Source organism: Actinoplanes sp. NPDC051411, from assembly GCF_040682075.1.
Taxonomy (GTDB): domain Bacteria; phylum Actinomycetota; class Actinomycetes; order Mycobacteriales; family Micromonosporaceae; genus Actinoplanes.
In genome coordinates this window covers 39,978-58,849 of record NZ_JBFBAD010000069.1, presented here as the reverse complement: position 1 = coordinate 58,849, position 18,872 = coordinate 39,978, and the positions used below count along the sequence as shown (strand labels likewise).

The window sequence follows — 18,872 nt, the reverse complement described above, 5'->3', positions numbered from 1 at the left end:
CCCGCTCACGCAACTCATCGGGGTACTTCTTCGGTGCCGGCATAGCTAAATCTTCTCCCAGGCTTCGATGTCTCCATCAAACCCGGGGCGAAACAATCCGTTCCCATTCGGACGGCACCGCTCTGGTGCCCCTGGCTGTGCTGAGCAATACCGGCTCTTCCCAGTTGAGGGTGTAGATCAGCAGGACTGGTCAGTCGAACAGCTTCCAGTGACCCTCGGAGACGACAGCGACCTCGCCGTCGATGACGGTGATGGCGGTCTGGTCGTCGATGGCGTAGCCCGGCACGTCGAGCGCGGCGGCCCAGCGCTCCGCGTCGGCTAGGCCGAACTCCGGCATGTTCGGGTTGTCGAGGTGCGGAAAGATACCGAAGTCGACCAGCCCCAGTGCCTCGACGCTGCCCGTCGGCGACTGCCAGTCACTCAGGTCCTGGCCTAGGTGGGGCGCCGCCACGAGGCTCCCGGCGCTCACCCCGACCCACACCGTGTCCTGCAGCGAAGGCAGGACGTCAGCCGCGCCGGACTGCTGCAGCCAATGCGCCAGGTACAGCGGATCGCCACCGCCCACCAAAAGAGCGTCGGTTTCCCGGACGATGGGGATCCACTGCGCCGCGTCGATGCTGGGGAGCGCTGTGAGCTCGAGCAGGCCGAGAGACTTCCAGCCGATCTCGCACAGCGGAGTCATCGCGCGGCCGGAGACGATGCGCCACGCGGCAGCCGGACCCCCCCCGCGGGGTAAGCCGCCGTTGGGATCACCAGGGCGCTGGCCTCGGCGATGGGCTTGCCCAGCATCTCGACGAGCGCGTTGGCGATGCTCGTGTTCTTGATGCCGGCGGAGGTGAGAAGAAGCTTCATGTCTATCCTACGATCTCGTCTTCCCGAATCCGGGCACCGTAACCGATCTGATCGAAGGGCGCGCCCCCGTCCTGGCCGTACGCCGCGTCGCACCTGTTCTGCGGCCGTTGAGGGTGGTCATGCGATCGCCCGGCTGGCGCGTCGGTCCCGCGGTAGGAGTCGAGGCCTCCCGAAGATGGAAGTTCTCATGCTCACCATCTGGAAGACTTCGACGTGTCCGACGCTACCCCGCCGGCCGGCTTCGGCCGGCCCGACCTGACCGCCTTCGCTCGGCTTGATGGAGGTCGCCGTGCGTCGCTACCAGTGCCGCGAGTGCGGGCACGTGTGGCGCCAAGACACCAGGTGCCGGCTCCGGGTCCAACTGCAGATCCACGGGCACCGCGGCTTCAAGGACGACCCGATCTACAAGACCCGTCGCACCCTGCACACCGGCGCCGGGCTGCTCACCGACAAGCAGATCGACCGGATCAACGCTCTGTTCGCCGAGGACGCTCACGTCGAGGTCGAGGCGACCTGGTAGGTCAGGTCGTTGTCCGCGACAAGCCGAAGCGTTGACGAGTCCCAAAGGTCCACCCGCCAGTCCCACCAGCGGCCGGTCAGATCTATCAGCTCCTCCACCGGAGGATGATGTCCCCTCTTGGCGCGACGGGCATCCGGACATGCCGCCGACCGCGCTCGGCCTTGGCGCCGCCGTCACGCTCCGTACGACCTGCGCTGGTCCGGATGCGTGGACATGCCGATGACAGCGGGTACGACCACGTCTGGTTCCAGGCGTACGTTCTCTTGATGGGAATTGTCGACGCGATCGGTTGAGGGGTTTGGCGGCGGCGTTGACCACGTACAGTTGATCGATGACCGGTCCTCGGACGGTCGTCCTCAACGGCGACCTCGGCAGCGGCAAGACAACGGTGTCAGTGGCGCTGGCCGAACGGCTGGGAGTACGCCGGGTCAGTATTGGCGACCTCTACCGGCAGATGGCGGCCGAGCACGGCATGACCGCGCTCCAATTCAATCTGCACGCCGAGCTCGACGACAAAATCGACCATTACATCGATCAGCTCCAGCACGACATCGCCGCCTCTGGCGAGCCCCTGGTCGTCGACAGCCGCCTCGCCTGGCACTTCTTCGGCGGCGCGTACAAGGTCCATCTGGTCACCGACCCTGTGGTGGCGGCCCGGCGGGTGCTGGGCCGCGCCGGCGGCCCGGTCGAGCAGTACACCAGCCTCGAGGATGCCTGCACGCAGCTGGCGGCGCGCAGCGAGAGCGAGCGGCAGCGCTTCCTCGCCCGTTATGGCGCCGACAAGACCCGGTTGCAGAACTATGACCTGATCTGCGACACGACCAGCGCCACCCCCGCCGATATCGTTGCCCGCATCATCGAATGGCCAGAGGCGCCGACTTGTCTCCTCGATCCCCATCGGGTACGGCAGACGTCGTCCACTGAGAGCGACGGCGAGATCGAGGTTCTCTACCAAAACCCACACTTTTTCGCCGTCCGAGGTGGGCTCCGCCTCGACGCGGCCGTGCAGGCCGGCGGAACCTTGATCCCGGTGCAGCTTGTGGAGGAAGCTGGGAAAGTAGCGTAGGCGGATGGCAAATTCGGCACGCAACGCCGACGACGATGCGTGCCAAATTGTCCGTGACAACCGGAGCCATTCCGTGCTCGGGCCAACGTTCTGCCAGGTGCCGATCTTCTCGGTTCGGTCGGAACTACGGTGCAGCGAGTGTGGTATCCGAGCGATATCGGCCCGGCCGGCCGGGGCGCGCCGTCAGCTGCGAGGTCGCACGTGGGCGAACCTTCCGGTCGCACAGACGCGGAATCCGAACTGTTGGAGTTCGTGGAGCAGCCTGACGTCATCTGCCGGCGCGTAGACGAATGGCTCATCGCCACGGACACGGACGGCAGCAGCCTGAACGACGGCCAGGCGGACGAGCTTGGATCTTCCTCGGCTGGTCAGATCGGTTCCGCCGACGGCGATCTCGGTCCATCCTTCGAGCTTCAGCCGATCGCCGGCAATCGCTATCACCCGACCCCGGCGTCTAAGTGCGATGCGGGCGGACCATGGCATCGGCCCCGGTGTTCCGATCCGGTCGATCGTCTCCCAGTCGGTGAGCCCCATCCCGGTGAAGACTGACGCGTCGAGGTTGGGCTCCGCCGTTGCCGGCTTTGCCACAAGCTGCATGACGACCCGCTCATGGAGAACTTCCCAGTTCCTCGGGACGACAAGCTGATGTGCCATCACGCTGGCGGCTTCACCGTCTCGCAACAACGAGCGGAGTGTGTCCCAAGCCGACGGGTCCTGCGGGTCGCGCAGCGCGGCCATCGGCACGTCGCTGCCTATTACACGTACGGCATCACCCTTTCGATGAGCAATATCGGCCTGACGCCCGGTGAGCGCGGCCCACACCGGATTGAATTGCACGGTGACCGGCGGCGCGTTACACATTTCCTCTCCCACGCTTGCGGCGCGACGATCGTCGCGGTCAGCATCCATGCGCGTATCCAAGTGTGATGGCGGCGCTTGGCGTGGACCGCGACGAGCGCCTGGTCCGGCCAGGCCCGTACGACGCCGGCCCGGACATCGGCGCACTACACGCTGGGCGCACCGCCGACGCCAGCTCGGTCGGCTCCCCGCACGTCCGCCACGGCCGTGGCGACACCGCTCGGCACCGCGCACGGTGAGCAGTGCCCGCAATGCTCTCGAATCCACAAGGTTGGCAGCGCATTCTGTCGCCCCCTTCGTCATATCCACATTAGGTGTTGACGACAGAAGGAGCTACCGAATATCGATCGCGATCTTTACAGGATCCGAATGTGGTCAACAGAGATCGCGTCGCCATGCCATTCCTATGCACGCCACTCGCAATTAAAAGGTGCCAGGTGTAGAATGAAGGTCGCCTCCACACACGACAGCGTCGGCGTGAATTCATGACAGTCGGCCGCACTAATCTGCCGCCGATCGAGCGCCGCGGTCGATGAAGTTGTCACGCTCGGCCTGGCGCGCGGAGTACCGACGTACAGTCCCTCATGACACGGGCATCCGGATCTGCCGCGCCGAGCGCACTGGTGCTTACGCCCGACGTTGACGCAGGGTGAGTTGTAACCGTCTTCAGTGTTTCCGATCGAGCCACTGTCGCCGCGGTGCGGCCAGGCTTGCCCCAGTCTGACCGCAGTCCGCTGTCAGGTATCCGGCGCTTCGCCACGTTCCGGCTGATGGTCGGCGCTAGTAGCGGAACTTGAGCCAAGCGCTGCGCCGGTTCACCCCGGCCGGTAACTCGTCCAGGTTGTTACGTCGGGGCAGCTCGTCCGGCTCATGGCCTTGGGTAAAATCCCGCATCGTCACCACAAAGCCTTGGACCAAGCGGTCCTCGCGCAGGTCGCGGTATGTGGCTTCGACCAGCACCTGGCTGCCGTCAGCTCGTAGCAGCGAGCAGAACACCACTCCGTCGCTGGAGTTGCGGAAGGCGTGACGCAGCTGGTTGCGGTCGTCCGGGTGCACCAGATCATCCAATGCGGCCAGCGGCGGAAGGTCGTCAGCGCCGAGCAGCTCGCGCAGCGAAGGACTGGCGTATCGGATGCGCCGGTCCTCGTCGATCACGACCATGATGTCCGCGCTGTTCCGGATCACCGCGCGCAGATAGAGGTCACTGTCGCGGCGGCCGACCGCTTCCACCAGGGAGATGCGATCCAGCGCGAGCGCCGCCTGACCGGCCAGTACCTCAAGGGTGTCGCGAGTGGCGGTGAGAGTGTCCCGGCGACCCGTCAGGATCAGGGCTCCGCCGCCGGGCCGGGCGACGGCGAGCGGTTCCAGCCAGAGCGGACAGACCAGCGTGGCGTAGTTGTGGTCCGCGTCCTCGATCCACCAGCTGCGGCGCGGTGGGCCGGCCTCGGGGCCGGGCGCCGCTTCGAGCGTGAGCTGGCGGTCGTCGATGGCGAAAACGGTGCTGCGGATAGCGTCCGGTGGCATGAGCTGGGCGATCGCGGCTCGGACGGCCTCCTCCACGGCCGGCGTGTCGGCGGCGGCGACCAGCGCGGCACTCGCCTGCCGCAAGCCGCGCTCACGCGTCAAGGCCCGGCCGTTCAGGGTCACCGAGTCGGTCAGCCGCGTGATGGTCAGGAGAAGTGTGATCGCACTGGTGACGGCGATCACCACGCCATCGGCGACCGTGCCGTGGACCGCCTCGATCAGCAGAACGACCGGCGGGGTGGCGACGGAGACGCCCAGCAACGCCGCCCATCGCACGCGCCACGGGCGCGGACGCGGCGCCGCGGGCTCGGTGAGCCTGACCATCGACGGGTGCAGCGCGGCGGCGCCCCAGGCCAGGTAGAGCACCACGAACCCGGACTCGCTCAGCCGGCCCGGCCACAGCGGCTGAACGATGTCACTGACCAGGACACCCACCGCACCGATGACCAGCAGCACGGCCGAGAGGTTCCGGCCCACGGCGATCAGCAGGCGGGCGACAACCGCGAGGAGCAGCAGAGCTCCGATGACGTACGCCGCGGAGACGTTCCCGATCTGGCCGGCATCGCCGATGACGAACACCCAGACCACCAGCAGCGCCGAGCACGCGAACGCCAGCAGGTCGATGAGCCGTGCCCGGTCGACGAGAATCGCACCGACGCGGGTCAGCTGCAGCAGACTGCAAGCGACCAGCACACACATGGCGTAGAAGCAGACATTGGCCACGCCGGCCCGGTTCAACGCGGTCGACACGTCACCGGCGCCGCTCGCCACGATGGCGCCGGCGAGCAGCAGCCAGGGTCCCGTCCGGGCGGGTCGGTGACGACGGACGCCGTAGAGGATGGCGGCCGCGCTACCGATTCCCAGCACAAACCATTCGATGGCCCTCAGCACGCCTAACTACTACCAGCGGCGTTGCCGGGTGTCCATGTCGAGATATACGTAGCGCTATGACTGCGCCGTCTATACAACACGGAAAGCGACTCGATGAGGTACCCGACCGCGAAGCGGCGCAGCGCGCGTTCGTGTCGTTCTCGCCGTGCGGAATCAGCACCAGCGTGTGCATGCCCGAGCCGTAGGGCACCGGCTGAGCCGGTCATGCGGGTGCGGACCTGACCCGAGCAGTGTCTGGGCGTTCACCCGGCCGGCTCGGGCAGGAAGATCCTGCGGTCGACGCGGAGGACGGGGACGAGGAGGTCCCCGAGGCCCGGCTTAGAACGATGCCAGCCGGAAGCGGGCTTTCGTATCGACTGGGCCAGGCAATCACGATTGACTGGGCGAAACGGCACGAGGCCGCGGGCCAGCGCTCGTGCCGCAGAGTAGCTTCGACCGGACCGGAATGGCGGGGTCAAGGACTTCGACGTTTGGTCTCTCAGTTATCGGTTCAGCAAAGCGGGGTCGAGATAGATCGCTCGATGCAACCTCTGGACCGGGTCGCGATCGGACCAACTGTCGATGTGCCTGGTCAGAAAGGTCGAACGCCGCGTGTAGTGCCGTCCATGCCGGTTCAGTGGGCGCCGTCGACGTCAGCGCGAGGTCGTCACGTGGGCGACGACCATGTCGCCGAGCATCTGGCGCAGGTGGGCCCGCAGCTTCGGGTCGAGCAGGTCGCGGTCGAAGATGGCCTGGAAGGTGTAGCGGTTGGCGCCGCGGAAGACGCAGAACGCGCTGATGACCATGTGCACGTCGAGGGCGTCGAGGTCGTCGCGGAACAGTCCTGCGGCACGACCGCGCTCCATGATGCGCGACAGCACGTCGAGCGCCGGCGCGGCCAGCACCTCCCGCGACTCGGAGCGGCGCAGATGCTCGGCGTTGTGGATGTTCTCGATGGCGACCAGCCGCACGAAGTCCTGATGCGACTCGTGGTGGTCGAAGGTGAGCTCGGCCAGCTGGCGTAACGCCTCGACCGGCTCCAGATGGTCGACGTCGAGCTGTTGCTCGAGCGAGCGGATGTGCCGGTACGCCTGCTCCAGCACCGCCAGGAAGAGGCCCTCCTTGCCGCCGAAGTAGTAGTAGATCATGCGCTTGGTGGTGCGGGTCTTCGCCGCGATCTCGTCGACCCGGGCGCCGTCGTAGCCCTGCCGGGCGAACTCCCGCGTGGCCACTTCCATGATCTCGGCGCGGGTACGCTCGGCGTCCCGCACCCGCTCCTTCGCCGCCTCGGCCGTCATGTGGGTCGACTCTAGCGGGCGGCATCGCTATCGTGTACGTACCGGTTCGTACATTACCCGTACGGGAGGGCGTCTTGGCCCGCACCAGCATCGCCACGGTCTGCCTGTCCGGCGCCCTCGAGGACCGGCTGGACGCCGCCGCGGCGGCCGGTTTCGACGCCGTCGAGATCTTCGAGAACGATCTGATCGCCTCCGCCTGTTCGCCGGCCGACATCCGCCGCCGGGTCGCCGACCTCGGTCTGGCCATCGAGCTTTACCAGCCGTTCCGGGACGCCGAGGGAGCACCTCCCGACCGGTTCGCCACCGTGCTGCGCCGCATGCGGGCCAAGCTCGACGTGATGGAACAGCTGGGCACCGACACGATCCTGGTCTGCTCCTCGGTCGCTCCGGACACCGTCGACGACGACGCGCTGGCCGCCGAGCAGCTGCGCCGCCTGGCCGAGCTGGCCGCCGAGCGCGGCATGCGGATCGCCTACGAGGCCCTCGCCTGGGGCCGGCACGTCTCCACCTGGCAGCACTCGTGGGACATCGTGCGCCGGGCCGCACACCCCGCCCTGGGGCTGTGCCTGGACAGCTTCCACGTGCTCTCCCGCACCGACGACTACGCCGAGATCGCCGAGCTTCCCGGCGACCGGGTCTTCTTCCTGCAACTGGCCGACGCGCCGCGACTGCACATGGACGTGCTGCAGTGGAGCCGCCACCACCGGTTGTTCCCGCTGCAGGGCGGCCTCGACCTGGTCGGCTTCACCCGGGCGGTGCTGGCCACGGGCTACGCCGGGCCGCTGTCGCTGGAGGTGTTCAACGACGTCTTCCGGCAGGCCGATCCGCGGCGTACGGCAGTCGACGCCCGGCGTTCGCTGATCGCCCTGGCGGACCGCATGGAACCCGGCCTCATCCCGGCGCCCGGCCTGTCCGGCGTCGCCTTCGCCGAGATCGGCGTGGACGGGCAGTCCGGTCCGGCCCTCGAACAGCTGCTGCGGGCGCTGGGCTTCACCCACACCGGGCAGCACCGCTCCAAGCCGGTCCAGCTGTGGGAGCAACAGCGCGCCCGGATCCTGCTCAACTCCGGCACTGTGCACTTGCCTGAGGCGTCGGCGGCGATCCGCGCGTTCGCGCTCGAGAGCGATCGGCCCGAGCAGTCGGCCCGCCGGGCGGCGCAACTGCTGGCTCAGCCGCTGCCCCGGCGCCGCGGGCAGCGGGAGGCCGACCTGACCGCGGTGGCCGCCCCGGACGGCACCGAGGTGTTCTTCTGCCGCACCGAGGAAAGCCGCACCGAGGAAACGGGAACCGGGTGGCTCGGCGACTTCCTGCCCACCGGCGAGCCGAAGGCGGCGGAAACCGGGATCACCGCGATCGACCACCTGTCGCTGGCCCAGCCGTTCGACCGGTTCGACGAGGCCACCCTGTTCTACCGCAGCGTGCTCGGCCTGACCGGCGACGAGGCGGGCGAGTTCGCGGCCCCGTTCGGCCTGATCCGCGCGCTCGCCGTCCGCGACCACGACCGGCGGGTGCGGCTGGCGCTCAGCGTCCCGGTTCTGCGGCGCGGCGACTGGGCACCGGCCATCCCCCACCCGCAGCACATCACGCTGGCCAGCGACGACCTGGCCCGCACCGGCACGGCGCTGATCGATGCCGGCGTCGCCCCGCTGCCCATCCCGGCCAACTACTACGACGACCTCGAAGCGCGGATCGACCTGCCGGCCGGCCTGGCCCGGACGTTACGCACCCTCGGAGCGATGTACGACCGCGACGAATACGGCCACTACCTGCAACTGTTCACGCCGATGGCCGGCACCCGGATATTCGTCGAGATCGTGCAACGGGTTTCCGGCTATCGCGGCTACGGCTTCGCCAACGAGCCGGTCCGGATGGCCGCCCACCGCTACCAGCGCCTGCGGGCCGAGGCCGGTCACAGTCCGAGATAGATGCGCCGGACCTGCGGGTCGTGACGCAGCCGGGCCGAGGCGCCGGTCATCGCCGCCTCGCCGTTCTCGACGACCAGGCAGGTGCTCGTCGCCTCGAAGGTCAGCTTGGCGTTCTGCTCGACCAGCAGCAGGCTCAGCCCGTCGGCGCGCAGGCGCTGCAGCACCGCCAGGATGTCCTCGACCAGCTTCGGTGACAGGCCCATGGACGGCTCATCGAGGAGCAGCAGCCGCGGCTTCGACATCAGCGCCCGGCCGATGGCCAGCATCTGCTGCTGGCCTCCGGACAGGGCTCCGGCCAGCCGGTCGTGCATCTCACCGAGCACGGGGAACAGCTCGTACACCTCGGCCAGGGTGGCCCGGGTCTCCGCGTTCCATTTCCGGGCGTAGGCCCCGAGTAGGAGGTTGCGTTCGACCGACAGCCCGGCGAAGACGTGACGTCCTTCCGGCACGTACCCGATGCCGTGCCGCACCATGTGCCGGGCCGCGACGCCGGTGAGGTCGGTGTCGCCGAAGCGCAGAGCGGTGATCCGGCGCGGAATCAGGCCCATCACGGCCTTGAGCGTGGAGGTCTTGCCGGCGCCGTTGGCGCCGATCACCCCGACGGCCTCGCCGGCCGGCACGCTGAAGCTCAGATCGCGTACGGCGCACACGCCGCCATAGTGGACGGTCAGCCCTTCGACCGTGAGTGTCGCGTCGTTCACAGGGTCACTCCGTCCATCGAGTCGCCGAGGTACGCCTCGATCACCGCCGGGGTGGCGACCACTTCGCCCGGGGTGCCCTCGGCGATGATCCGGCCGCCGGCCAGCACGGTGATCCGCTCGCACAGTGACATCACCAGGCCCATGTTGTGCTCGATGATGACGACCGTGACGCCGCTGTCGCGGATGGATCGCACGATCTCCGACAGCTGGCGCACCTCGTCGCCGTTGAGCCCGGCCGCCGGCTCGTCGAGCAGCAGCAGTGCCGGCCCGGCCGCGACGGCGCGGGCGATCTCCACCCGGCGCTGGATGCCGTACGGGAGAGCCCGCGGCTGCAGGCCGGCGAACTCGGTCAGGCCGTACCGTTCGAGGATCTCGTCGGCATCGGCGCGTCGCCCCCGGTCGCTGCGCCACACGTGCAGCGGCCGGATCACGTAGCGCCAACTGGACAGCGTGCGCGTGCGATCGAGGGCGACCATGACGTTCTCGCGCACCGTCAGATCGCCGAAGAGCCGCAGGTTCTGGAACGTCCGCGACAGCCCGGCCCGGGCCAGCCGGTACGGCGCCCGCGCGGTCATGTCCCGGCCCCGGAACTCGATCCGGCCGCGGCTGGGCCGATACAAGCCACTGACTACATTGAACAGTGTGGTCTTGCCGGACCCGTTGGGCCCGACCACTCCCCGGATCTCGCCCGCCGCCACGCTCAGCGAGACCTCGTCGAGGGCGCGCAGCCCGCGGAACTCCTTGGATATCCCGTCGACCCGCAGGATCGTCGTCGCCGGTGCGTCCGGGGACGGCTCCCCGGCGTACGGGGTGAAGGGCCGCAGGCGGGCCGCCGAGACCGTGTGTCCCCGGCGGCGGGCCAACGCCGCCCGCCAGCGTGTCGGGATGCCGGCCAGCCCGCTCGGGGCGAAGACCACGACCAGCACGACCACGGCGCCGTAGGCGAGTTGGGCGATCGTCGGATGGTCGGAGAGCACTTCCCGCACCACCGACAGGCCGATCGCGCCCGCCACGCAGCCGATCAGGCTCTGCCGGCCGCCGATGATCACCATGGCGAGCAGCAGGAACATGGTCGAGATGCTGAACGAGTCGGGCGAGACGTACTGGATGAGTCCGGCGTAGAGCGCGCCGGCGACGCCGCCGTAGATGCTGGCCAGCAGGAAGGCGGTCATGCGCAGGACGGGGACGTCGGCGCCGAGGGCGCCCGCTGCCAGGGAGTCGTCACGGGTGGCGCGCATGCGCCGGCCGAGTCCGGTACGCACGACGAACAGGCCGAACGCGAGCATGACCGCGAAGACGACCAGTTCCAGGTAGTAGTAGAGGTATTCGCTGGTGAGGTCGATGCCGGGGATCGTCGGGCCGGCGATGCCGGAGATGCCCTCGGCACCGCCGGCGACCTGCGCGTTGGTGACCCAGTTGGTGAAGGCCAGCGCCAGGCCGAGGGTAACGATGCCGAGGTAGTGCGACTGCACGCGCAGCGCCGGGGTGCCGACGATCAGGCCGACCGCCATGGTGGCCAGGACGGCGAGGATCGCCCCGAGCCAGAAGCCCAGGCCGGCCTTGGTGGTGAGAATCGCCGTCGCGTACGCCCCGACACCGAAGAACGCGACCTGGGCGAGGTTGACCTGGCCTCCGATGCCCATGCACAGGCCCAGCCCGACGGCCAGCACCGAGAAGATGAGGATCACGTTGGCCACGTGGATCGTGTACGAGTTGAGCCCGTACGGCAGAAGCCAGGCCAGCACCGCGATGAGCGCGAGAATCAGCAGCCGGTAGCGGGTTCTCATGCCCGGTTCACCGTCCGCTCGCCGAAGATGCCGGTCGGCCGGATCATGATGATCACCGTGAAGACCAGGAACGTCGCCAGCTCGGAGTAGCCCTGGAAGTGGCCGGCCGCGTAGGAGTCGAGCACCCCGATCGCCAGGCCGCCGACGATCGCGCCGGGGATGCTGCCGAATCCGCCCAGGATCGCGGCCGCGAAGCCTTTGATGCCCAGGGTGCCGCCGAGTGCCGGGCTGACGTAGAGCAGCGGGCCGATCAGACCGCCGGCCAGCGCGGCCAGGCTGGCTCCGATCATGAACGCGATCGCGTTGCTGCGTCCCACGTGGATGCCGACCGCGGTGGCCGCCTCGTGGTCCATGGCGACCGCCTGCATGGCCGTGCCGCGCTTGGTGCGGGACAGGAAGAGCACGAGCAGGACGGTGGCGACCGCGGCGATGGCCAGCACGACCAGGTCGTAGGTGCGGATGCGCAGACCGCCCAGGTCGAGCGGGGCGGACGGGACGGGCGACGGCACCGCCCGGCCGGTCGCGCCCCAGATCAGGATGACCAGCGCGTCGAGCACGATGCCGAAGCCGATCGTGCCGATCAGCATGAGGTCGAAGTCCCGGTTCTCCAACGGCCGCAGGACCCGCTCGATGACCAGGCCGATGACCCCGGTGACCACGATCGCGACCAGCATGGCCACCGCGAACGGCAGCTTCGCCGTCAGGTAGAACGTCGACGCGAGGTACGCGCCGACCGTCACCACGTTGCCGTGGGCGAAGTTGACCAGCCCCATGGTGCGGTAGACCAGGGAGAAGCCGAGGGCGATCAACGCATAGACGGCGCCCAGGCTGATCCCGCCGATGATCGTCTGAAGGAATATCTGCATCGCTGCCCCTCGGCGCGTTGGTCGGGGCCGGCCGGCTTGTGGTCGCCGGCCGGCCGGGTGTCAGCTGGAAGCGGCGACCAGCTTGCCGTTCTGGATGGTGCCGATCGAGGTGGCGGAGATGCCGACCCCGGTGTTGTCGAAGCTGAAGCTGCCGAGCAGGCCCTGATATTTCGTGGCCCGGATCGCGTCGGCGAGTTTCTGACCCGTCGCGCCGTTGCTGGTCTTCAGGGCGGTGAGCAGGATCTGCGCGCCGTCGTACGCCTTGGCCCCGTGCAGTTCGGCGTCCTCGCCGTAGGCGGCCTTGTAGTCGGCCGCGAACTGCCTGGAGGCGTCGGACCCGTCGTTGCTCAGGTAGGGCGAGCTGACGATGGTGCCCTCGACGTTCTTGGCCCCGGCCGTGTTGAGGAAGACGGGGGTGCCCTGCGGCGCGGCGCCCGCGAACGGAGCGGTGATCCCGAGGTCGCGGGCCTGCTTGACGATCAGTCCCGACTCCACCTCCTCGGCGCCCAGGAAGATCAGCTGCGGCTTCTTCTGGCGGATCGTCGAGAGGGCGGCGCTGAAGTCCTTCTGGTCGGTGGTCACCACCTGGTCGGCGAGCGGCTTGATGCCGCGGGACGACAGCGACTTGAGGAAGGCGTCGTGCTCGCCCTTGCCGTACGACCCGTTGTTGCTGATCATCGCGATCGACTTCAGGCCCTTGGCGTCGACGACGTATTTGGCCAGGGTCTCGTCGTAGGTGGTGCTGGTCGGGCCGTTGAGGAACAGGAAGGGACTGCCGACCGCGACGAGACCGGGCGACTGGCCGGAGGTGATGTTGGGGATCGACTCGGATTTCAGGATCGGCGCCATCGCGATCGTCACCGCGCTCTCGGCGGTGCCGAGCAGCGCGACGTTGCCCTCTGAGCTGATCTTGCGAGCCAGGTTGGTCCCGGTGGTGGGGTCGCCCTGGGTGTCGTAGACGGTCAGCGCGATCTGCCGGCCGTTGACGCCGCCCTTGGCGTTCCACTGGTTGACCGCCAGCTTGACCCCTTTGAGCTCCCACGCGCCCAGCGAGCTGAGCTGGCCGCTCTGCGCGTCGGCGACCGCTATCTTGATCGGCCCGGAGCTGTCGCCGCCGGCGTCGTTGTTCTTGCTGCCGGGTGCGCTGCAGCCGGCCGCGAAGAGAATGCCCAGGGCAGCGAGGGCGGCCCATCGTCTCATCATGTGCGTCACCTCGATCATTTCGGGGGAATCATTCGAAGACGCCTTGATAGATGTCCTTGATGTTCCAGTGCCCAGGCGTCGGCACCGGTTCGTTGACCATCGGCACGTCGATGACCGCCGGGCGGCGGCGTTCCACGGCCGTCCTCAGCGCGGTCGTCAGCCCGGCCGCTTCGGAGATCTCGTATCCGTCGGCCCCGCAGGCGCGGCCGAGGGCCGCGAAGTCGGGGCTGTACGGGTTGCCGTCCGGGTCGGTGAAGTCGCAGCCGTAGCTGCGGCCGAAGTTGCTTGCCTGCAGGTCGGAGATCGTGCCGTGGGACCGGTTGTTCATCACCAGGAAGATCACCGGCAGGCCCTGCTCGACCGCCATCGGCAGGGCCGGCAGCTGGGCGCTCATGCCGCCGTCGCCGACCAGCGCGACGACCACCCGGTCGGGCTGGGCGAGCTGCACGCCGAGGGCGGCGGCCGGGCCGAAGCCCATCGTGGACGCGCCGCCGGGCGTGATGAACCGGCCCTCGGGCGGCAGCGGGTAGCACTGGGCGACACCGTTCTTGTTCCAGCCCACGTCGGTCACGAGCACCGTGTCGGCGGGCAGCGCGGCGCGCACGTCGGCGAGGATCCGCTCCGGTCGCAGCGGGAACTGGTCGCTGCGGCCACGTTCGGCGCTGCCGGCGAAGAGCTCGTCCCGAGCTGCTTTGATCCAGGACTGGTCCTTCCGCGCGGCCGGCCGGCGCCGCACGGCCTCGGAGATGGCCGCGATCGCCGGGCCCGCGTCGGCGACCACGCCGATCTCGACCGGGTAGTTGCGCCCGATCTCGGCCGGGTCGATGTCGATCTGGATCAGCCGCGACGGTGGAAAGCGCCAGGTGTAGGCCGGATTCCAGGAACTGGCATCGGTCTCGGCGAACCGGGTGCCGATGGCCAGCACGAGGTCGGCCGACCGGGCGTACTCGTTGGTGACCTCCAGTCCCCAGAAGCCGGTCATGCCCAGCACGAGCGGATGATCGTCGGGCAAAAGGCCCTTGGCCATCAGCGAATGGGCAACCGGGATGCCGAGGTGCTCGGCGAGCTCGCGAAGATCGGCCCGGCCGGCTCCACCGCCGACGTAGATCAGCGGCCGCTCGGCCGACGCCAGGGCCGCCGCGATCGCCTCGGCGTCGGCGGCGGAGATGCCCGGGCGGGTCGCCGCGGCCGGCAGCGGATAGACCGGTACGGCGTCCGGCATCGGGCGGGAGAAGATGTCCATGGGGACGTTGAGCAGGACCGCGCCCGGCCGTCCGCTGGTGGCGGTCCAGAACGCCCGCTCGGTGAACCGGGTCAGATCTTCTACCCGGTGCACCTGCCACGCCCGTTTGACGAACGGCCGGTAGATCGCGGTCTGGTCGTCGTCGTTGTGGAGGTTGACCTCCTGGTGCGGGTGCCGGCCATACATGTAGGACGGGATGTCGCCGGAGATCGCGACCAGTGGGACGGAATCGAGCGCGGCGGTGGCCACGCCGGTGACCGCGTTCATCATGCCCGGGCCGACATGCATCAGCAGCACACCCGGCTTGCCGGTGACTCGGGCGTAGCCGTCGGCGGCGTGGGCCGCGGTCTGCTCGTGACGCGCGATGACGAACTCGATGTCGCTGCGCCCGATCGCGTCGAGCAGGGCGATGTTGGTGTGCCCGCAGGTGCCGAAGATCCGGTCGACACCGTACGAACGAAGCTGCTCGACCAGCGCGTCGGCGGCGGTTGGCGTACCCATCAGCTCTCTCCCCAGATCGACATCCCGCGCAGCATCAACGTCTTCACGACCGTGTAGTCCTCGACCATGTGGTGCGGCGACTCCCGGCCGAACCCGGACGCCTTGACCCCGCCGAACGGCACGTGGTCGAGCCGGTAGTTGGACGACCCGTTGACGATCAGGCCGCCTACCTCGAGCTCGCGCCACGCGGTCAGGATGCGGCCGATGTCGCGGGTGAACAGTCCGGCCTGCAGTCCGAACCGGCTGGCGTTGCAGGTCGCCAGCACGCCGTCGAAGTCGTCGAACGGCAGCACGGTGACCAGCGCGCCGAACACCTCGCGGACCACGATCGACGCGTCGGCGGCCGGCTCGGCGACCACCGTCGGGCTCAGCGTGGCGCCGTCGCGCGTGCCGCCGGTCGTGATCCGCGCGCCGCCCTCCACCGCCTCGGTGGCCCACGACAGCACCCGCGCGGCCGCCGCGTCGTCGACCATCGAGCCGACGTCGGTCGCCGGATCGAGCGGATCGCCGACCTTCAGCGCCTCGACCTCGGCGGTGAGCAGATCGACGAAGTCGTTCATCAGCGGGCGTGGAACATAGATCCGCTGGACCGAGATGCAGCTCTGCCCCGAGTTGGTATAGCCGGTGCGCGCGCAACCGCGGGCCGCCGCCGCGAGGTCGGCGTCGTCGCAGACGATGGTGGCCGCGTTGCCGCCCAGTTCCAGCACGAGGCGCTTGGCCCCGGCCGCGCGGGCCACCGCTTCGCCGGTCTCGGCGCTGCCGGTGAAGCTGATGACCGCGACCTCGGGGGCGGCGCAGAGCGCGGCGCCGATGTCGCCGCCGCCGTGCAGCAGTTGCACGGCCTCGACCGGCGCGCCCGCCTCCAGAAGCAGCGCGACCACGGCGGCCGACGTCGCGGGAGCCTGCGGGGGTGCCTTGACGATCGTGCTGTTGCCGGCCGCGAACGAGGCGCCGAGTTTGTGGGCGAGCAGGTTGGCCGGCGCGTTGAACGGGGTGATGGCCAGCGCGACGCCGGCCGGGGCGCGGTAGGTCAGGGCGGTGTTGCCGACGCCGCGGGCCCAGCCGGCGACCGGCAGCACGTCGCCGCCGATGCGGCGGGCCTCGGCGGCACAGACGGCGAACGTGTCGGCGACCCGGTCGAGCTCGCCGAGGCCGTCCTTGACCGGCTTGCCGAGCTCGAGAGCGATCAGCCGGGCGATGTCCGCGCGTCGCCGGGTGGCCAGGGCGGCGGCGCGGTCCAGGATGTCGGCCCGGGTGGCGGGCGCGAGCCGTCCGACGCTGCGCGCGGCGGTCTTCGCGTACTCGGCGGCGGTCGCGGCGTCGGCCGGTCGGGCCACCACGGCCCGGCTGACCACGGTGCGGGTGAACGGGCCGATCCGTTCGGCGACCGGTCCGTCGTCGATCCACTTGCCGCCGAGCAGCGCGGGCGCGGGCGCCACGCCGATCGTCTCGATCATTTGACCTCCAAAGACCGCTAGGTGGACCTTCGAGCGCATATCTGGACCGCTCTACGGACTCCGGTGTAACGTACGGTTGGCCCCAAGCCACTGGCAATAGGTCGAAGCGGAAAAGTTACGGACCGATGAAGTCGCTGACCGGGCGGCAGAATCGTCGGTGTCCGACTTCGCGAAAGAGAGTGAGCCACCGTGACCGAGGCCCCGTCCGACAGCGGCGGCGTGCGCAGCATCCAGCGCGCGCTCGACATCCTGTCGCTGCTGACCGAGGATCGTCCGCTGATCGCCGTGCGAGACATCGTCGCGGCGACCGGCCTGGCCAAGACCACCGTGATCCGCATCGTGCAGACGCTCGAGCAGAGTGGCCTGCTGTGGGCCACCAGCTCGGGCTACATGGCCGGCCCCGGCCTGTGGCGCTGGGCGCACCTGGCCCGGCGCAGCTGGGAACTGCCGCCGGAGACCCAGCGGATGATGCGCGAACTGGCCGCCCGCCAGCGGGAGACGGTCAACGTCTACGTCGTCCGCGACATCGTCCGGGTCTGCATCGCCCAGCAGGAGAGCCCGCAGCCGCTGCGGCACGTGGTGCAGGTCGGCGACGAGCTGCCGCTGTGGGGCGGCGCGTCGTCCAAAGTGTTGCTGCGCAACGCCTCGACCGAGCTGCTGGAGCGCATCGCCCGGTCCTCCCCGTACGGCCCCGAGCGCGCCGACCAGCTGCGGGAGTGGGCCGAGACCGCGGCCGCCCAGGGGTACGCGGTCAGCCACGGCGAGCGCGACCAGGGCCTGTCCGCGGTCGCCGTGCCGATCGTCGGCCGCTCCGGCACCGTGGTCGCCTCGCTCTCGCTCAGCGGCCCGACGGTCCGGTTCACCGACGACCGCGTCACCGACTTCATCAAGGACCTGCAGGCCGCGGCCGCGCAGATCACCGAGCGCGGCTTCGAACACCCGCTCGGCTCGTCGTACTAACCCCTCGAAGGAGCGTCGCGCATGCACGATCGTCCGCTGGACGGTGTCCGTGTCCTCGACCTGACGAACGTTCTCGCCGGCCCGTACTGCACCTATCACCTGATGCTGCTCGGCGCCGAGGTGGTCAAGGTGGAGGTGCCCGGCCGCGGGGACCTGGCCCGGCACCTGGGTCCCGATCCGCAGCTGAACGCGGCCGGGCTGGGAACCTCGTTCCTCGCCCAGAACGCCGGCAAGAAGTCGATCGAGCTCGACCTGAAGGCGGCGGACGGGCGCGAGGTGTTCACCGAGTTGGTCACCCACGCCGACGTTCTGGTCGAGAACTACCGGGCGGGCGTGCTGGCGCGCCTCGGCTTCGGCTGGGACCGGCTGTGCGAGCTCAACCCGGCCCTGATCTACTGCGCGATCTCCGGATTCGGCCAGCACGGCCCGATGAGCCAGGCGCCGGCGTACGACCAGATCATCCAGGGGCTCTCCGGCATGATGAGCGTGACCGGAACGCCGGAGACCGTGCCGTTGCGGGTCGGCTTTCCGGTGGCCGACACCCTGGGCGGCCTGACCGCGGCGATGTCCATCGCCGCCGCGCTGGCCGGCCGCCGCGCCGACGGGCGGGGCCGGTTCCTCGACGTGTCGATGCTCGAGGCCGCCCTCTCGGCGATGGGATGGACCGTCTCCAACTATCTGATCGGCGGGGTCGAGCCGGCCCCGATGGGCGATCAGAACGCCACCGCCGCACCGTCGGGCACGTTCGAGGCGGCGGACGGGCCGCTCAATATCGCGGCCAACCGGCAGGAGCAGTTCGAGACGTTGTGCCACCTGGTCGGCCGCCCGGAGTTGACGGCCGATCCCCGGTTCGCCGAGCGGGAGGCCCGCAAGGCGCACCGCGACGAGCTGAACGATCTGCTCAACGAGGCGCTGCGCGAGCGCCCGGCACTGGAGTGGGAGCAGCGGCTCGGCACCGCGGGGGTGCCCGCCGCCCGGATCCTCACCGTTCCGCAGGCGGTGGCGGTCGATCAACTGGACGACCGCGGATTCCTCACCGCGGTGCCGTTTCCGCCCGGGACACCGGGCGAGGGCGGCACGATGCGGGTCAGCGGCAGCGGCGTGCTCTTCGACAACGTCCCGCTGCGCCCGGCGACCGCGCCTCCCATGCTCGGCGAACACAACGACGAGCTGCCGGAGCTGCTGCACCGCTGGCGCGGCGAGGGCTCGCGGCTGCTGGCCGGAGAAGCCGGGCGCTGACG

15 protein-coding genes and 2 pseudogenes are annotated in these 18,872 nt (G+C 69.4%); 5 read left to right on the top strand and 12 right to left on the bottom strand.

The features are described from left to right. Window positions 1-190 precede the first annotated feature (190 nt). Both AB0M88_RS32495 and AB0M88_RS32490 read right to left on the bottom strand, forming a co-directional pair. On the bottom strand, window positions 191-682 hold the full coding sequence (locus AB0M88_RS32495) for a Type 1 glutamine amidotransferase-like domain-containing protein (protein WP_364109116.1): 492 nt from the start codon (window positions 680-682) through the stop codon (window positions 191-193). Next, window positions 679-852: a hypothetical protein gene (locus AB0M88_RS32490; protein WP_364109114.1), complete on the bottom strand. Its 174-nt coding sequence runs from the start codon at window positions 850-852 to the stop codon at window positions 679-681. The genes AB0M88_RS32495 and AB0M88_RS32490 overlap by 4 nt, the downstream gene beginning before the upstream one ends. Before the next feature lie 343 nt (window positions 853-1,195). Here AB0M88_RS32490 and AB0M88_RS32485 point away from each other — a divergent pair. Then, a pseudogene (locus AB0M88_RS32485) lies at window positions 1,196-1,369 on the top strand (ISL3 family transposase); the annotation flags it as partial. On the opposite strand, the gene AB0M88_RS32480 reads toward AB0M88_RS32485, so the two are convergent. Beyond that, complete coding sequence (locus AB0M88_RS32480) at window positions 1,345-1,470, bottom strand: hypothetical protein (RefSeq protein WP_364109111.1); 126 nt, start codon at window positions 1,468-1,470, stop codon at window positions 1,345-1,347. The pseudogene AB0M88_RS32485 and the gene AB0M88_RS32480 sit on opposite strands and share 25 nt — an antisense overlap. 233 nt (window positions 1,471-1,703) lie before the next feature. Here AB0M88_RS32480 and AB0M88_RS32475 point away from each other — a divergent pair. Continuing rightward, window positions 1,704-2,420, top strand: a pseudogene (locus AB0M88_RS32475) (AAA family ATPase); the annotation flags it as partial. 201 nt (window positions 2,421-2,621) lie between these two features. Here the strand turns inward: AB0M88_RS32475 and AB0M88_RS32470 are convergent. The 3 genes from AB0M88_RS32470 to AB0M88_RS32460 form a co-directional block, all read right to left on the bottom strand. Beyond that, window positions 2,622-3,347: a hypothetical protein gene (locus AB0M88_RS32470; protein WP_364109109.1), complete on the bottom strand. Its 726-nt coding sequence runs from the start codon at window positions 3,345-3,347 to the stop codon at window positions 2,622-2,624. A gap of 729 nt (window positions 3,348-4,076) precedes the next feature. After that, window positions 4,077-5,711 carry a PAS domain S-box protein gene (locus AB0M88_RS32465; RefSeq protein ID WP_364109107.1) on the bottom strand — a complete coding sequence of 545 codons (1,635 nt, stop codon included), beginning with the start codon at window positions 5,709-5,711 and terminating at the stop codon, window positions 4,077-4,079. A 632-nt stretch (window positions 5,712-6,343) separates the two neighbouring features. Beyond that, window positions 6,344-6,988 carry a TetR/AcrR family transcriptional regulator gene (locus tag AB0M88_RS32460; RefSeq protein ID WP_364109105.1) on the bottom strand — a complete coding sequence of 215 codons (645 nt, stop codon included), beginning with the start codon at window positions 6,986-6,988 and terminating at the stop codon, window positions 6,344-6,346. 74 nt (window positions 6,989-7,062) lie between these two features. On the opposite strand from AB0M88_RS32460, the gene AB0M88_RS32455 reads away from it, so the two are divergent. Further along, complete coding sequence (locus AB0M88_RS32455) at window positions 7,063-8,913, top strand: TIM barrel protein (RefSeq protein WP_364109103.1); 1,851 nt, start codon at window positions 7,063-7,065, stop codon at window positions 8,911-8,913. Here the strand turns inward: AB0M88_RS32455 and AB0M88_RS32450 are convergent. From AB0M88_RS32450 to AB0M88_RS32425, 6 genes are read right to left on the bottom strand one after another with little or no spacing between them, the layout of a single operon-like run. After that, a complete protein-coding gene (locus tag AB0M88_RS32450; protein WP_364109101.1) occupies window positions 8,898-9,614 on the bottom strand; it encodes an ABC transporter ATP-binding protein in 717 nt (238 codons plus the stop codon). The genes AB0M88_RS32455 and AB0M88_RS32450 overlap by 16 nt on opposite strands. Continuing rightward, window positions 9,611-11,401: a branched-chain amino acid ABC transporter ATP-binding protein/permease gene (locus tag AB0M88_RS32445; protein ID WP_364109099.1), complete on the bottom strand. Its 1,791-nt coding sequence runs from the start codon at window positions 11,399-11,401 to the stop codon at window positions 9,611-9,613. Before AB0M88_RS32445 ends, AB0M88_RS32450 begins: the two co-directional genes overlap by 4 nt. Further along, the gene (locus AB0M88_RS32440; protein WP_364109097.1) at window positions 11,398-12,267 is read right to left on the bottom strand and encodes a branched-chain amino acid ABC transporter permease; all 870 of its coding nucleotides are present in this window, start codon (window positions 12,265-12,267) and stop codon (window positions 11,398-11,400) included. The genes AB0M88_RS32445 and AB0M88_RS32440 overlap by 4 nt, the downstream gene beginning before the upstream one ends. Window positions 12,268-12,327: 60 nt before the next feature. Continuing rightward, the gene (locus tag AB0M88_RS32435) at window positions 12,328-13,470 is read right to left on the bottom strand and encodes an ABC transporter substrate-binding protein (RefSeq protein ID WP_364109094.1); all 1,143 of its coding nucleotides are present in this window, start codon (window positions 13,468-13,470) and stop codon (window positions 12,328-12,330) included. 28 nt (window positions 13,471-13,498) lie between these two features. Next, entirely contained in the window at window positions 13,499-15,214 is a 1,716-nt protein-coding gene (locus tag AB0M88_RS32430; RefSeq protein WP_364109092.1) for a thiamine pyrophosphate-binding protein, read from the bottom strand. Further along, window positions 15,214-16,671, bottom strand: coding sequence for an aldehyde dehydrogenase family protein (locus AB0M88_RS32425; RefSeq protein ID WP_364109090.1), 1,458 nt, complete (start codon window positions 16,669-16,671; stop codon window positions 15,214-15,216). The genes AB0M88_RS32430 and AB0M88_RS32425 overlap by 1 nt, the downstream gene beginning before the upstream one ends. A 189-nt stretch (window positions 16,672-16,860) precedes the next feature. Between AB0M88_RS32425 and AB0M88_RS32420 the strand changes: the two genes are divergently transcribed. Then, window positions 16,861-17,631: an IclR family transcriptional regulator gene (locus AB0M88_RS32420; RefSeq protein ID WP_364109088.1), complete on the top strand. Its 771-nt coding sequence runs from the start codon at window positions 16,861-16,863 to the stop codon at window positions 17,629-17,631. Window positions 17,632-17,652: 21 nt separating this feature from the next. Next, window positions 17,653-18,870 carry a CoA transferase gene (locus AB0M88_RS32415; RefSeq protein WP_364109086.1) on the top strand — a complete coding sequence of 406 codons (1,218 nt, stop codon included), beginning with the start codon at window positions 17,653-17,655 and terminating at the stop codon, window positions 18,868-18,870. The last annotated feature ends 2 nt before the right edge of the window (window positions 18,871-18,872 follow it).